Origin of the sequence: Paenibacillus barengoltzii NBRC 101215 (assembly GCF_004000745.1) — a bacterium.
In the GTDB taxonomy this organism is placed as follows: Bacteria; Bacillota; Bacilli; order Paenibacillales; family Paenibacillaceae; genus Fontibacillus; species Fontibacillus barengoltzii.
This window is the reverse complement of record NZ_BILV01000058.1, coordinates 22,392-38,179: the sequence shown is the minus strand read 5'-3', so window position 1 is coordinate 38,179 and position 15,788 is coordinate 22,392. Positions and strand designations below refer to the sequence as shown.

Below are 15,788 nucleotides of genomic sequence, written 5' to 3'. Positions count from 1 at the left end.
CGTTGGACGGGTGGTTATGATTTGACGTCATTCCCCAGCTTGCTATATATTTAGATAGCATGCTTGGTAAAAGGTGGTGAAGGGATGCTGCATGAGAGCAAAAAGCCAATCCTGATTTCTTCTTTGATGATCATCGGGAATCAGGCGAGCAAGGTCGGAGATCTCCACCTGAAGGAAATTGGATTAACCCATAGCCAAGCCAATTTGATCCTTTTTCTGGCTCACCACGCGGATCGAAAAATCCGCCAACGGGACATTGAGGTCGCTCTCAATTTAACGAACCCAACCGTGAGCGGATTGATCAAACGGCTGGAACAGAAGCAATTTATCATACGGGCGGATGATCCGGAGGATTCGCGAGCACGGATGATTTTGCTGACAGAAAAGGCCAAATTGTTGGTAGATCAGATCTTTGAACATATACATCAAACAGAAACCAAACTGCTTGAAGGGTTTACGGAGGAAGAAGCGGAGCTCGTGTCGAGCCTGCTAAGACGAATTGCAGAAAATGCGCTCAAAAATTTCTAACCCGGGGACCTGGAAGTAGATATGAATGATGGAGGGATGGCAATGGCAAAGCGCTCATCACAGTTTTGGGCGTTATTCCTGTTCTCGATTGGTGTCTTTATGGCACAGCTCGACAACGGGATTATCAGCGCGGCGCTGACAACGATTAACCGTTCTTTTGACGTGTCCGCCAACTGGGGGGCATGGGGGATTACGATTTACACGCTGGGCCTTGCGATCAGCTTGCCGATCGTGGGGAAACTGTCGGACCGATATGGCCGCAAAAAGCTGTTTATCGTGGAAATCGCCCTGTTTGGGATCGGCTCGTTGTTGGTTGCACTGAGCCCATCTTTTGGCTTTTACTTATTTGCCCGCGTCGTGCAAGCTTTAGGGGGCGGCGGGATTTTCATTATCGGCAGCTCGCATATTTTAAGTACGGTGGAGCCGGATAAACAAGCGAAATATTTAGGTTTGCTTGGGGCGATGAACGGGATTGCCGCTGTGCTCGGCCCGAATATCGGCAGCTTGCTGCTGGATTTGACGGGGAAGTGGCATGTGCTGTTCTTGATCAACGTCCCGATCGCCATCGTGCTGTTTATTTTGGGACTGCGGAAGCTGGAGGAATCGTCGGATCCGTCGCCGGGACGGCTTGACCTCATCGGTACGATCATCCTGTCGCTGGGCATCTTGTCCTTGATGCTGGGGCTGACCAATATCGACGTGGATTTTGCGGAGAGCCTGACCCGTCCAAACGTATGGGGATATTTGCTTGGCGGGGTCGTACTGATCACGATCCTGTTATTTTTCGAAGGGAAAATGGAGCGGAACCAATCCGGCGATCCGATTCTGCCGGTCCGTCTGATCAAGCAACCTCGCTACCTGATGGTTCTGCTGATCGGTACTTTGTCGGGCGGTTTGCTCGCTGCGATGATCTATATTCCGTCCTTTACCGAGCAAGTGCTTGGCATTGCGGCGGAAAACTCAGGGTATTGGATGACGCCGCTGGCGCTCGCGGCCGGAATCGGTGCAGGGTTAGGCGGGATGCTAGTCTCCAAGCGTGGCCCGGTCTTTACCGTCATCATGTCTGGACTGATTGCCGCCATTGGTTTTATGCTGTTCCCGCTATGGCTTGAGACGAGATGGCAGTTTATCATTGCCAGTGCCATTGCAGGCGTTGGGATTGGGGTAATTCTCGGAGCGCCGCTGAACATTTTGGCTACGGAAGGCTTAAAGAAGGATAAGGGGTCAGCCCTGGCTTCCTTGTCGCTGCTGCGCCAAATCGGGATGACGCTGGCTCCGGCGATCTATGCCGGATTTATCGCTCGTGCGTTTAACAATATGGGCACGTTGTTTGCTGAGAAGTTCCCGGGCATTTTGCAGCAAAATCTGGCTAACGTCACCTTGTCGGCCGAAGCCCAAGCGGAGCTTGCCCAGATCGGGCAGCACATGTCTTCAGGCGGGTCCGGAGTGTCGGAAAGCGAACTGAGCGGGATGCTTCAGGCGATCCAGGATCCTACGCTGAAGCAGGTATTGGCCGATAGCGTGGGCGAGATCACGAAGACTGCCGCTCAGACCGGATTTAGCGGATTGTATTGGACCGCCGCCATTTTAGGGATGGCCATCATCGTGGGGGCGCTGGTTCTGATTCCGTTAAGAAAAAAGGGCCCGCAAGACCTTGAGGTCACAGAAGAGACGGTATAAGCTCAAGCGAGACGGTTGAAGGCACCTGAACGGAGTTCAGGTGTCTTTTTTATGGCATATGAATCTAGCAAAAAAAGTTAAAAATTAAACATTTCACCTGCCTAACCCTGCATAAAATGAATTTGAATCGCTTACATATATTGGGTGATTACCAAATTTAGAGATTTGGAGGGTGAAGGATGGCTGCGAAAGCTGCAAAAGGTGCGAAGGCCGCGAAAGCGGCGAAAGGGAAGAGCTACACCGAGGTGTGGCATTCCGCCAAGTTCAAGACGCTGATCTCCCGCAAGAAACGGTTCATTATTCCGTCGACGGTCTTTTTTCTGCTGTTTTACTTCGCGCTCCCGATCATGACCTCGTATTCCGAGGTGCTCAATCAACCGGCGATTGGCCCGATATCCTGGGCATGGCTGTTCGCGTTCGCTCAGTTTATCATGACTTGGGCGTTGTGTATCCTGTACTCCCGGGTTGCGCGAAGGTTTGACCGGCTGGCAGATGAAATTCGGCGGGAAATGGGGGCGTAACGAACATGGCATTTACTTTATTTTGCGCAATTGTGCTATTGACGTTGGTCATCACCTATTTTGCTGCGAAAAAAACGAACAATACCAGCGAATTCTACACCGCAGGCGGCGGGCTGAAGGGTTGGCAGAATGGAACCGCCATCGCCGGCGACTACATGTCAGCTGCCTCATTTCTCGGTATTGCCGGGTCGATCGCCTTGGTTGGGTTCGACGGATTCTTTTACAGTATCGGGTTTCTTGTTGCTTATCTCGTCGTGTTGTATCTGGTGGCGGAACCGCTGCGGAATTTGGGCAAGTATACCGTTGCTGACATGATTGCGTCCCGCTTTGCGAACAAGGAAGTTCGCGGTTTTGCGGCACTGAATACGATTGCGATCTCGATCTTCTATATGATTGCACAGCTGGTTGGAGCGGGGGCGCTGATCAAGCTTCTGCTCGGGCTCGATTATGTCACATCGGTGCTGATCGTTGGGGTGCTGATGACCATCTACGTTGTGTTTGGCGGGATGCATGCCACTAGCTGGGTGCAGATCACGAAAGCGATCTTGCTGATGGGCGGCACCTTTGTGATCTCGCTGATGGTCTTGGCCAAGTTTGATTTTAGTCTGACCGGCATGTTTGAGCAGATGAAGACCGCAACGCCGCTTATGGAAAAATACTTAAATCCGGGCAACAAATACAACGTGCCGCTGGAGACGATCTCGCTGAACCTCGCGCTGGTATTGGGTACGGCGGGGCTGCCGCATATCTTGATCCGGTTCTTTACGGTGAAGGACGCCCGCACGGCTCGCAGCTCTGTGGTGTATGCGACCTGGATTATTGGGATCTTCTATGTCATGACGATTTTCCTTGGCTTCGGAGCCGCTGCGTTCGTGGGCACCGAGGAGATTACCGCCGTCGACAAAGCCGGCAATATGGCGGCTCCGCTGCTGGCGAAGGCGCTGGGCGGCGACTTCCTGTTCGCGTTTATCTCAGCGGTCGCATTTGCGACGATCCTGGCCGTGGTCACCGGCCTTGTGCTGTCTGCAGCGTCGGCGTTTGCCCACGACTTCTACGGGCAGATCGTCCGCCGCGGCAAAGCGTCGGAAGGCGAGCAGCTGCGGATGGCGCGTCGGGCTTCGATCGGCGTCTCGATTATCTCGATTCTGTTGGCTCTGTTCGCCCAGAAAATGAACGTAGCCTTCCTCGTCTCGCTGGCATTTGCCGTTGCAGCCAGCGCGAACCTGCCGATCATCCTGTTCACCGTGTTCTGGCGAAGATTTAACCGTACGGGGGCGATTTCCGGCATGCTGGTTGGCTTGTTCAGCACAATTATCCTTGTAGCGCTGAGTCCTAACGTCTGGGATCCGGAGCCGGGCAAGGCGATTCTGACCGGAACAGCTCTCTTCCCGATGACCAATCCGGGGATTATTTCCATTCCGTTGGGTTTTCTTGCAGCGTTTCTCGGCACTTTCCTGTCCCGGGAGAAGGATGAGGCGAAATACGCCGAGGTGCTGGTGAAGGCGAACACCGGAGCTTAAGCTCTGGCTAGGTTTCAACCAAACGACTCCTATGGGGTCGTTTTTTTATATGAAAAAAACAAGATAAAACCTTTAATTCGCGAAGTGAAATGAATGCGCTTACCTACTATAATTTTCTAGCAAAGGGGGTGATAGTAAAAATGTTCTTACATGAAGTTCCAAGGTAGGTGATGTCCCAGAACACGAAGCTTGACCAAGGTAAGAAGCAGGGAGCAAGAATCTTTTAGGTAGTCAAATTTATTTCTGAGGAGGAATGTTTGATGAAATTCAAAAAGAAGATGCTTACTTTACTTCTGACGGCTTCGATGAGTTTCGGTTTGTTTGGGGCAACCTCAAGTGCAGCTACGGATTATTGGCAATATTGGACGGATGGCGGTGGAACGGTGAATGCGGTAAACGGGGCCGGGGGCAACTACAGCGTGACCTGGCAAAATACCGGAAACTTCGTCGTTGGCAAAGGCTGGACCGTCGGCTCGCCTAACCGGGTGATCAACTACAATGCCGGCATCTGGGAACCTTGGGGGAACGGGTATTTAACTCTTTACGGATGGACGAGAAACGCGTTGATCGAGTATTACGTTGTGGACAGCTGGGGGACGTACCGGCCTACCGGCACTTACAAAGGTTCGGTGTACAGCGACGGAGGCACTTACGATATTTATACGACCATGCGTTATAATGCGCCTTCCATCGATGGCACGCAGACGTTCCAACAGTTCTGGAGCGTGCGGCAATCGAAACGACCTACCGGCAGCAACGTGTCCATCACCTTCAGCAATCACGTAAATGCTTGGAGAAACGTGGGCATGCACCTGGGCAGCAGCTGGTCATATCAGGTGTTGGCGACAGAAGGTTATCAGAGCAGCGGAAGATCTAACGTCACGGTGTGGTAATGGTTCATCGCTAAAGTTAGTTTCAAGGCCGCTCGGTTTGCCGCCGGCGGCCTTCACGGATCTTCAATCAAAGGGGAGCTGACCTTGAGGAAGCGATACATCTGCATGATTATATCCATCGCCATCATGATGCTAGTCTCCGCCTGCTCGCAGGCGGAAATGGGAAGGCCGGAACGGCAGAAAGACTCGTTCGTGCTCGTTCAAGGCGGGAGTGTGAAGAACACCCGGTCTAATTTTTATGGCTCGGATGTGGTGTTAGCTGATTTTTATATCGGAAAATATGAAGTAACCCAGCGAGAATGGGTCGAAGTGATGGGTGGCAATCCGTCTCAGTTCCAAGGCGACGATTTGCCGGTGGAGATGGTGAGCTGGTACGACGTGATCGAGTATTGCAATCAGCGGAGCATAAAAGAGGGCTTGAAACCTTTTTACAATATAGATAAGCAAACCGTAGACCCCCACAATCAAAGCGAATACGATCCTGTGAAATGGACGGTCACCGTCAATCCGGATGCGAACGGATACCGGCTGCCCACGGAAGCCGAGTGGGAGTATGCAGCTGGGGGCGGGCAGCTCAGCCAGAGCTATAAATACAGCGGAAGCTCGCGCCTGGATGATGTGGCCTGGTATTGGCGAAATGCCGGCGAGGAGTATCTCAGTGGGGATTGGAACTGGCCGATGATTGAAAGTAATCAAAGCCGCACCCAGCCGGTTGGCGGCAAGAAGCCGAATGAACTGGGGTTGTACGATATGTCCGGCAATGTGAGGGAATGGTGCTGGGATTGGTACGGGGACGATGTGAACCAGAACTACGACCGCGGCTCGTTTCGCGTGGTGAAAGGCGGCGGCTGGATCGGGGATGTCAGCAGCAGCGAGGTGGCGTTTCGCGGCAAGTTTGAAGCCAGCGGCTTCGGTCCGGATCAAGGGTTCCGGTTGGCGCGCAATAAGTAGTTTGGGAAGTTTGGGGTGTTTGAGGAGTTTGAGTAGTTAGGTAGATTGGTAGATTGGTAGATTGGTTGAGTTAAGCTGAGATAGGCAAGTTCGGCTGTGTAGGACAGTTGGGCTAGTCAGTAGGATAGTTTGGTTAGTTGGGGAGTTTGACTAGTAAGGCTCGTTATCGTTGGGCTAGTTCGGCTAGTCTGGCAAGGAAGCTTGGAGGGAGCTTGGCTAGATTTTGGAATTGAATCCAGCCCTTTTCACGTAGTAAGCTAAGGAGAAAGAAAGAGCCCATACGGGAGGAAGGGAGCTGGCTCCATTTATGAAGGTTGAAACGGTGATGCAGGAGCTTGAGGCACTCGGTAAGGAGCGCCTGAAGAAAATGTATATGTCCAACGGGGCACAAGAGCCGCTGTTTGGCGTTGCGACAGGAGAAATGAAGCCTTTGTTCCGGCAGATCAAGATCAATCATTCTTTGGCCGAGGAGCTGTACGCGACAGGAAATTACGATGCGATGTATTTTGCGGGGATGATTGCGGATCCGAAGGCGATGACGCATGCGGATTTTGAGCGCTGGATCGAGAAGGCGTATTTCTATATGCTGTCGGACTTCGTGGTTGCCGTCACCTTGGCGGAGGCGGATATCGCTCAGGAAGTGGCGGACAAGTGGATCGCCAGCGGGGACGAGCTGAAGATGTCGGCGGGCTGGAGCTGTTACTGCTGGCTATTGGGGAGCCGGCCGGACAGCGAGTTTGACGAAAGCAAGCTCGCCGGCATGCTGGAGACGGTGAAGAACTCGATCCACGATGCACCTGAGCGTACGAAGTCCGCGATGAATAACTTTGTGTACACCGTCGCGGTTTCCTATGTGCCGCTGCACAAACAAGCGGTGGAGACCGCCCAAGCGATTGGCCCGGTCGAGATGAAGCGAGACAAGAAGAAGAGCGCCATCCTGAACGCTTCGGAAAACATCCAAAAATCGTTGGACCGCGGTCAGCTGGGCTTTAAGCGCAAGTATGTGCGGTGCTGATGGGAGAGGGGGAGACCCGAGGGGCCGTGGGGGAACGGGTTACCCTTTTTGAAGGCGATCTGCTCACATAAAGGGGGTGATCCCTCTTAGAGGAGTGATTCCCTCTTAGAGGAGCGCTCTCCTCGTAGAGGATGTATCCTCTTTTAAAGGGGCGCTCCTTTCTTAGACGATGGATCCTCTCTCAGAGGGGGGCCTCTTGAAGAGCGGAATCCCTTCTAGAGGGACGATCCTCTTGCTAGCGGAGATCTCCTCCTTTAGCGAGATGATCCGCCCTTTTGCCCCAGGGCTTGACCGTGCTTGCACAATGTAGGGGGGATTCTATATGAAAATTCGAGTACAATGCGCCGAAACCCAGTGATTTCGCTGAAATGTACTCGAAAAATCATACAGAATCGGGCTAGCTGCGCGTGGAACCACGAAATGTATATGAAAATTCGAGTACAATGCGCCGAAACCCAGCGATTTCGCTGAAATGTACTCGAAAAATCATACAGAATCGGGCTAGATGCGTGTGGAACTGCGAAATGTACATGAAAAATCGAGTACAATGCGCCGAAACCCAGCGATTTCGGAGAAATGTACTCGAAAAATCATGTACAGTATGGGCCTGACGTGGCCGTAATCGAGCTACAACGGCTTCCCGTTCATCGTCGGCGGGGCTCCCGGCTTCATCACGGGGCCGAAGTCGTCCGCGGCAGCGGCGGGATTGCCGTCTTGGTTCCAGGCGTCTTTCATCATGAAGGCGCCTTTTCGGCCTTCGTCGGTGGAGTCCTTCGCTTTGGCTCGTTCCAGTTGCTGCTGGGTGTAGTCCTCTTTTTTACTCATCTGACGCACCTCCTATACTATGTGTGGTTACTTAGTATTCCCAAAGTTCCTTTCCGCAAAAAAAAGAAAACCCGCCAAAGCTCAACCTCCTTGGAGTTCAAGCCTTGACGAGTCCTATCTCAGGATCGTTCTACTTATTGCGCCTTCACGAACTCGGCCGCCTTCACGCCGGCCTGACGTCCGAAGATGATAATATCGGCTACGGAGTTGCCGCCGATCCGGTTATCCCCGTGCAACCCGCCGGTCACTTCGCCAGCGGCGAACAGCCCTGGGATCGGGTTGCCATCCTTGTTCAACACTTCCGTGTTGGTGTTGATTTTTACGCCGCCCATGGTGTAGTGGATGCCGGGAGCGATTTTGATGGCATAGTACGGTGCGCCGGACAAATCGTAATCCATCCCGGTAGTTCTGCCAAATTCGGCGTCATTTTTACCTTGTACAGCTGCGTTCCAGGTTTCCAATGTCTTCGCCAATGCATCTTCCGGTACGCCCATAGCTTCAGCCAAAGCTTCAATCGTGTCACCTTGGATCACAAAGCCCATCTTTTCATATTGTTGAATCGCTTTAGCCCGGGATTTTACGCCGGAATCAAAAACAAGGTAGGCTGATTTCTCAGGCAGGGCATTGATCGCAGCCGTCACCTTATCACGTGTATCCATTTCATTATAGAAACGTACGCCTTCGCTGGAAACTAGGATCGCACCTTCACCGCGCACGGCCTCGCCGATCAGATAGGATTTCTCCTGTTGAACGGTTGGGTGAACTTGGATCTGATCCATATCCACGGTAACGCCGCCCAACTTCTCAATCATCGTAATGCCATCACCGGTGCTGCCAACTTGGTTGGTCGTGACATATCCCTTTAAGTCCGGTCTAAACTGGGTGATCATTTCCGGATTCGCCCCGTAACCGCCGGTTGCGACGATGACAGCTTTGGCGGTAATCGTTTTTTCCTCGGTATCGTTCAAAACGACCTTCACGCCGCTCACTTTCCCGTCTTGCTGAGTAATCTCCTTGACGTTGGCGTTGACAAACAGCGGAATGCCTTGTTCTTCAACGTTTCGTACCAGGCCATCCACCAGGTATTGTCCCACGGCGGAGCCGTCTTCCGGACGGTGGGTGCGTTTTTCGCTCATGCCGCCGGTAATCGTCAGGTTATTCAAGCGGATGCCAATGGCATCAAGCCAATCGATCGCTTCGGCGGAATGGTCAACGAAGTAACGAAGCAGTTCGGTATCATTCGTATTATGGCCGCCTTTGAGTGTCTCTTCATAGAATTTGTCGTTGCTGTCTTCAATGCCTTGTTCCTTTTGGAATTTCGTTTCTGAGGCGTTCATGCCCGAGGACGATTTCGTTGTATTGCCCCCAGCCACCGGCATTTTCTCAAAAATCACCGGGTTCATGCCGCTCGCTTTCGCTTCCAGTGCCGCGGTCATGCCAGCACCGCCTGCGCCGATGATAATGATATCGTAGCTATCCTTCAACTGATCGTGAGGGGTATAGCTTTTTTCGGATGCGCCGGCTACGGCTTCGGCTTCGCTTTCCTTAGCCTTATCCGTCTGACCGCCCGCCTGCGTCTGGTTCTGATTTTGAGCCTGGTTCTGAGGCTCGTTCCCATTGTTGCCGCATCCCGTGATGACCAGCATCAAGGATAAGACGAGAATGAGTGCTGCTGTTACTTTCTTGTGCATGATAAACCCTCCACTTTTGTCTTTATAGGGACGCTGTTTCTCTTTCGTTCCCCTTGGGAGAGGATAACATAAGGGCTCGTCATAGTAAGTGAAACATTTCACAAATAAGCAGGCGATCAAACAACAAGTTTTGATCTTCGAGGGCGCCAACAAAAAACGAAAAGGCAACTCCACCAACCCCAATAGCTTGGCGGAATTGCCTTTATTTTGGCATGCTCTACACAGCTTCCATCTTCTGCGCGGTATACAAGCGGTAGTACAGACCGCGTTTGGCCATCAGCTCGTCATGCGAGCCGGATTCGGCAATCCCCTTGTCGGAGACGTACATGATGCGGTCGCAGTTCTTCACCGTCGACAGCCGGTGCGCGATGATAAATGAGGTGCGTCCCTTGAGCAGCTCGTTTAGGCCTTGCTGGAGCAGACGCTCTGTCTTGGCGTCGATCGAAGAGGTCGCTTCGTCCAGAATCAGAATACGCGGATCGGCCAGCAGCGTCCGGGCGAACGAGATGAGCTGCCGCTGTCCTTGGGACAGCTTCGAGCCGCGCTCATTCACTTCCGTGTAGTACCCTTGCTCAAACTCGCGGATGAACTCGTCAGCGCAGACTGTTTTGGCCGCGGCAATGACTTCCTCTTCGGTGGCGTCCAGCTTCCCATAGCGGATATTATCCATGATCGTACCCGAGAAAATAAAGCTGTCCTGCAGCATAATCCCCATCTGGCTGCGCAGCGACTTCAACGTCACCTGCGAGATGTCGTGACCATCGATCAGAATCGCGCCTTCGCTTACATTGTAGAAGCGCGAGATCAGGTTCACGACCGTGGTTTTGCCCGCACCCGTCGGTCCGACGAGGGCGATGCTTTCCCCGGCTTTGACCTCAAAGTTCAGGTGCTCCAGAATGTTCAAGCCGGGATCGTAAGCAAACGTAACGTCTTTGAATTGGACGTTGCCCTGTACCGGCGGCAATGCCTTCGCCCCCGGAACGTCGCTGACTGTCACCGGTTCATCCAGCGTTTCGAAGATCCGTTCCAGGTACGCTACGGCGTTAATAAAGTTGTTGTACAGCTGTGACAAGTTCAGGATCGGCTGCCAGAAGCGGGCTGCGTAGTTACTCATCGCAAGGATGACCCCGAAGGTCACGCCTTGCGGCCCCATCGCAAGCAAGCCAACCATATAGATCAATGTCGTGACGATCGTCGCCAGGTTATCCACGGAGAACGGGATCAGCGCGTTGTAGCGCAGCGCCCGCATCCATTCCTTGCGGTAGTTGCCGGCGAGGCGAGTGAAGATGCCTTCGTTATGCTTCTCGCGGGAGAAAATTTGCGTCACGCCAATCCCGCTGATACTCTCCTGCAAATAGGCGTTCATGTTAGAGCTTTTGTTAGATACAGCCTGCCATGCCCGGCGCTGCCGGGTTTTGATCAGCAGCATGACGCCGAGGAACACCGGCAATCCGGCCAAGGTGACGAACGACAACCGAACATCCACCGCGAACATAAACACCGCGATAAAGATCAAGTTGACGATCTCCAAAATAAAGTTGATGATCCCGTTGGACAACACGTCGGATACCGCATTGACGTAGTTAACGACGCGGATCAGGATTTTCCCTTGGGGACGGTCGTCGTAATATTTGAACGGCAGCTGCTGCAGATGCTTAAACAGATCCGTTCGGATATCGAAGATGATATCCTGGCCAACCCGGGTCATGATCCGGGAGCGGATTGTCGCCAGCTCAACGCTGACCACGATCGTGAGCAGCATCAGCGCAGACCATCCGACCAGCGCGCCAAACGCTTTTTGCGGAATCGTCACGTCAACGACATGCTGGATAATGAGCGGCGCGGACAGCGCGATCGCCGCAGACAAGGCGCTCAGCACGAACGCGATGATCATCGGCTTTTGCTGCTTCCGGATGTACACCATGGCACGTCTGAAGTGTTTTATATCAAAAGGAGACTCTAGATTCTCATCCACATCGAACTTATTTCTAGCCATGGCTACTCACCGTCCTTCCGATCCCTTCATTTTGAAGCATAAATACATCGTAATAATAGCCGCGCTTCGCGAGCAATTCGGCATGGGTGCCTTCCTCAATCAGCCGTCCGCCGTCCAGAATCAGAATACGGTCTGCTTCGGCCGTGGTCGACACACGCTGAGCAATGATCAGCTTCGTGCACGGGAAGTTCAGCTCGCGCAAGCTCTTCTGGATATGCTCCTCGGTCTCTAAGTCCACCGCGGATGTAGTATCGTCGAGGATCAGAATCGGCCGGCGTACCGCCAGCGCCCGAGCCAGCGCGATCCGCTGCTTCTGCCCGCCGGATAATCCAACGCCGCGCTCCCCAACGATGGTGTCATATCCTTCCGGCATTTTCGTAATAAAATCATGCGCCGCCGCAAGTTTGGCATACTCTCTCGTTTGATCCTCCGGCAGCTCGGGATCGCCGTAAGCGATGTTTCCGTCGATCGTATCGGAGAACAGCAGCACGTCCTGGGTCGCGATGCCGATGTTGCTGCGGAGCTCATCAAGCTCCAGTTCGCGGACGTCCACGCCGTCAACCAACACTTGCCCATCGGATACGTCGTAAAAGCGCGGGATCAGGTTCACGAGCGACGTTTTGCCTGAACCGGTTGAGCCCATAATGGCGATCGTTTCTCCCGGATTCACCGAGAAGCTGATATCGTGAAGCACTTCGTTGCTGTCATATTTGAAGCTGACGTGCTTGAATTCGATGCGTCCTTCGTAACGGCGCTTATCGATTGCGTTGTGCTCGTTGACGATTTTGGGTTTGGCGTAATAAATTTCTACAATCTTACTCAAGCTGGCGAAGAAACGTTGGATATCGTTAATGATAATGCCGATGTTGCGCATCGGGTTGGACACGGCCCAGATCAGTGCGGAGAACGCGGAAAATTCCCCGAACGTAATCCTTCCCTGCATGACAAAATATCCACCGGCCAGCATCAAGATCACGTTAAACGCTTGGGCGAACGTCTCCAGGTACGGGAAGTAGTCCAGCCACACGAGCGCTGCTTTCTTGTTCGCTTCAGAGAAGTGAACGTTCTTATCGGTAAATTTCTCAATTTCAAATTCTTCACGAGCAAAGGCTTTAACGACGCGGTTCCCCGAGATGTTCTCTTGGGTGATCGTATTCAGTTGGGACAACCGCTCGCGCAGATCTACGTACATCGGACGGACCTTTTTCGCGAAGATGTAAGCCACGACGAAGATGGGAGGCGCCAAAACCAGCAGCCACAGCGTCAACACGGCATCAATGGTAAAAAAATAAGCGACGGCCGCAATAAAGATCGTCAGCGATTCAATAATCGTCTTGATGATCCACGCCATCGAGTGCCGCACCATGTCCAAGTCCCCGGTCATCTTGGTCATCAGGTCCCCGGTCCGGTTATGGTCGTAGTATTCCATATCTTGGCCTTGGATTTTGTTGTACAGATAGATGCGGACTTTGTACAACATATTTTGCGAAGCCTGCTCATATTGCATCGTCGTCAAATAAGCTAGCCCCGTCCGCAGCAGCGAGAACCCAATCATCCCCAAGCAGAGCATGATCAGCAGTCCCCGTTGCTCCGTTAAATTTTGCATTGCATTTTCACCTGTGATAAACGTGTCAACAATCTGCTGGCCGATGTACGGATTGATAATCATGAGCGAGGAGCCCACGACGGAAAGCACCAGCGCGGTGATATACCTGGCCTGGTTGCCTTCCAAATTCTGCCACAGCCATTTGAGTTCAAACAATTCTGATCACCCGTTTCTGTTTGTTGTTGCAAGCTGTTAAAAGCAATCTTCATTTTCGCAAATCATCGTGATTATACCACAACCGTTCACAGGTAAAACCCGCATATTCCAGCGTGTTGTCACGTAGGTTTGCGTTTTCGTGATGGGATCGCCTCTTTGCTTTTATTTCGGTAAATTCTTTAGAATATGAAGTGAATTGCTCCAATTTTGCAGGTCGATACGAAAAAAATTTGAAGGAGGGATCGCCATGGTCGAAAATTTCGTGATCGTACCGCTAACCGCTGAAGATCGAGAGCAAGCCTGCCGCGTATTCGAGCAGACGATTCCGGAGGCGTTTGCCGCGGAAGGGCTCGGACATTTAATAGAAGATATCCGCGAAGAAGTGGATGGAAAAAGAAAGCTGGTGAACGCCGCCCTTGGGGCTGCATCCAGCTCTGATCCGCATGGGGAAGGGAAAACAGCGGGGGAGAGCCCCGTCCTATTTCTCGTTGCGAAGATCGGGCGGGAGGTGGTGGGGACGATTTCCTTTGGCCCTTGCGGGAAGGAAACCAGGGATTGCACCCAGCACGCGTTGGATGAGGTTGGCGAGATGGGAAGCTTGTACGTGCTGCCCGCCAATCAAGGACAAGGCATCGGGGCGGCGTTGATCGAGGCGATGGCGAAGGCGCTGCAAGAGCGGGGGATCGAGCGGTTCTGTCTCGACAGCGGCTATAAGCGGGCGCAGCAGAAGTGGCTGCGTAAGTTCGGCGAACCTTATGTCGTGGCTAAGGACTACTGGGGGCCGGGGCAGGATCATATGGTTTGGTTGTGTCAGGTGAGGGATTACGCAGTGCGCAGGTAAGTAGTGGCATCTGCCCCCATTCATGAGGTACAGTGAGGAGGAAATAACGCCGCAACAGGGCCTTATCCGAAGGCCCTGTGGGAAGGAGAACATTCAAACGGTCGACAACGTGCACGCATTTGAACCGTTCCGGCCTCAACTCTCCATTTGCCGGGTTACCTGTGAAGTGTTATATTGGTAGGATTGGTGGAACGAGCTTCAAGCCTTGGGCACTTCCTGCCAAAATTAGTGTTCCGGCAGTAAGGCCGGCAAGGAGTTATTTATGCAATTTAAAGAACTGAACCTGATCCCATCGATCTTAAAAGCGTTGGAACAGGAAAACTATACGACACCTACGCCCATTCAACAACAAGCGATTCCTCCGATTCTGGGCGGCCAAGACTTATTGGGTTGCGCGCAGACCGGTACGGGGAAAACCGCAGCATTTGCCATCCCCACCCTGCAGTTGCTGCATAAGGATGGCGCCCCGCGCGCAGGCCGACGGAACATCCGCGCGCTTGTGATTACGCCAACCCGCGAGCTGGCGCTGCAGATTTACGAGAATTTTTGCGCCTACGGCAAGTACCTGCCTCTGAAATGTGCAGTTATCTTTGGCGGCGTGTCGCAGAAACCGCAGGAGACTGCACTGCAGAAAGGCGTAGATATTCTGGTAGCCACGCCGGGAAGGCTGAACGATCTCATGCAGCAGAAGCTGATTGATCTGAAGGACGTGGAGCTTCTGATTTTGGATGAAGCGGACCGCATGCTGGACATGGGCTTTATCCATGACGTGAAGAAGATCATCGCCAAGACGCCGTCCCAACGGCAAACCTTGCTCTTCTCTGCCACGATGCCCGGCGCGATCGCGCAAATGGCTAATTCCATCTTGAGAAATCCCGTCAAGGTGGAGATTACACCGGTTTCCTCAACGGTGGACACCATCGGGCAGTATCTGTATTACGTGGACAAGGGCAACAAGAGGGATCTGCTGATTCATCTTTTGAAAGACCCGTCCATCGAATCCGCCATCGTCTTTACGCGGACCAAGCATGGGGCGGACCGGTTGGTGCGCCACTTAACGAAGGCGCAGGTCAGCGCCAAAGCCATCCATGGCGACAAATCGCAAGGCGCTAGGCAGACGGCTTTGCAAGATTTCAAGAATCGCACCTTGCGCGTCCTGGTTGCTACCGATATTGCGGCACGGGGCATCGACATCGACGAGTTGTCCCACGTCATCAACTATGAGCTGCCGAATATTCCCGAAACATACGTCCACCGGATCGGGCGGACCGGCCGGGCCGGACAAAGCGGCGTCGCCATTTCGTTCTGCGATTTTGACGAGAAGCCGTACCTGGCCGATATCGAGAAATTGATCGGAAAGCGGATCCCTGTCATTAAGGAGCACCCTTATCCGATGCAGCAGACCGCCCCAGCTCCAAAGCCGGTGCAGCCGGCAAGGGAGTCCAAGAAGCGCACGGAATCCTTGAACACCAAACGTGTAAGACAATCCCGCTAAATGAAGAAGGAGTTGCACCTCCCATCTTGATGATGGTACAGGGCAACTCCTATTCTTGTAGGTCTTCCTA

13 protein-coding genes are annotated in these 15,788 nt (G+C 52.9%); 9 read left to right on the top strand and 4 right to left on the bottom strand.

The window, feature by feature from the left end; genetic code table 11:
• Positions 1–84 precede the first annotated feature (84 nt).
• The 7 genes from PBA01S_RS16200 (at position 85) to PBA01S_RS16170 (ending at position 7,108) form a co-directional block, all read left to right on the top strand.
• A complete protein-coding gene (locus tag PBA01S_RS16200; RefSeq protein WP_028540264.1) occupies positions 85–528 on the top strand; it encodes a MarR family winged helix-turn-helix transcriptional regulator in 444 nt (147 codons plus the stop codon).
• A gap of 36 nt (positions 529–564) precedes the next feature.
• The gene (locus tag PBA01S_RS16195) at positions 565–2,208 is read left to right on the top strand and encodes an MFS transporter (protein WP_085170970.1); all 1,644 of its coding nucleotides are present in this window, start codon (positions 565–567) and stop codon (positions 2,206–2,208) included.
• 179 nt (positions 2,209–2,387) lie between these two features.
• Positions 2,388–2,729 (top strand): DUF485 domain-containing protein, encoded by a 342-nt coding sequence (locus PBA01S_RS16190; RefSeq protein ID WP_028540266.1) that lies wholly within the window; start codon positions 2,388–2,390, stop codon positions 2,727–2,729.
• A 5-nt stretch (positions 2,730–2,734) separates the two neighbouring features.
• Positions 2,735–4,249 carry a solute symporter family protein gene (locus tag PBA01S_RS16185; protein ID WP_127576348.1) on the top strand — a complete coding sequence of 505 codons (1,515 nt, stop codon included), beginning with the start codon at positions 2,735–2,737 and terminating at the stop codon, positions 4,247–4,249.
• 257 nt (positions 4,250–4,506) lie between these two features.
• Positions 4,507–5,142, top strand: a complete 636-nt coding sequence (xynA, locus tag PBA01S_RS16180; protein ID WP_028540268.1) for an endo-1,4-beta-xylanase XynA — start codon at positions 4,507–4,509, stop codon at positions 5,140–5,142.
• Between the two features lie 105 nt (positions 5,143–5,247).
• A complete protein-coding gene (locus PBA01S_RS16175) occupies positions 5,248–6,093 on the top strand; it encodes a formylglycine-generating enzyme family protein (RefSeq protein ID WP_127576347.1) in 846 nt (281 codons plus the stop codon).
• A gap of 307 nt (positions 6,094–6,400) precedes the next feature.
• Positions 6,401–7,108 (top strand): DNA alkylation repair protein, encoded by a 708-nt coding sequence (locus PBA01S_RS16170; RefSeq protein ID WP_028540270.1) that lies wholly within the window; start codon positions 6,401–6,403, stop codon positions 7,106–7,108.
• A 627-nt stretch (positions 7,109–7,735) separates the two neighbouring features.
• Here the strand turns inward: PBA01S_RS16170 and PBA01S_RS16165 are convergent.
• From PBA01S_RS16165 to PBA01S_RS16150, 4 genes are all read right to left on the bottom strand, one after another.
• Positions 7,736–7,933 carry a hypothetical protein gene (locus PBA01S_RS16165; RefSeq protein WP_127576346.1) on the bottom strand — a complete coding sequence of 66 codons (198 nt, stop codon included), beginning with the start codon at positions 7,931–7,933 and terminating at the stop codon, positions 7,736–7,738.
• Between the two features lie 134 nt (positions 7,934–8,067).
• Positions 8,068–9,624 (bottom strand): flavocytochrome c, encoded by a 1,557-nt coding sequence (locus PBA01S_RS16160; protein WP_028538680.1) that lies wholly within the window; start codon positions 9,622–9,624, stop codon positions 8,068–8,070.
• Between the two features lie 217 nt (positions 9,625–9,841).
• Positions 9,842–11,620: an ABC transporter ATP-binding protein gene (locus tag PBA01S_RS16155; protein WP_016313365.1), complete on the bottom strand. Its 1,779-nt coding sequence runs from the start codon at positions 11,618–11,620 to the stop codon at positions 9,842–9,844.
• Positions 11,613–13,382: an ABC transporter ATP-binding protein gene (locus tag PBA01S_RS16150; RefSeq protein WP_127576345.1), complete on the bottom strand. Its 1,770-nt coding sequence runs from the start codon at positions 13,380–13,382 to the stop codon at positions 11,613–11,615. The genes PBA01S_RS16155 and PBA01S_RS16150 overlap by 8 nt, the downstream gene beginning before the upstream one ends.
• Before the next feature lie 247 nt (positions 13,383–13,629).
• Between PBA01S_RS16150 and PBA01S_RS16145 the strand changes: the two genes are divergently transcribed.
• Entirely contained in the window at positions 13,630–14,223 is a 594-nt protein-coding gene (locus PBA01S_RS16145; RefSeq protein ID WP_028538682.1) for a GNAT family N-acetyltransferase, read from the top strand.
• 262 nt (positions 14,224–14,485) lie between these two features.
• Positions 14,486–15,718, top strand: coding sequence for a DEAD/DEAH box helicase (locus tag PBA01S_RS16140; protein ID WP_127576344.1), 1,233 nt, complete (start codon positions 14,486–14,488; stop codon positions 15,716–15,718).
• Positions 15,719–15,788: the final 70 nt, after the last annotated feature.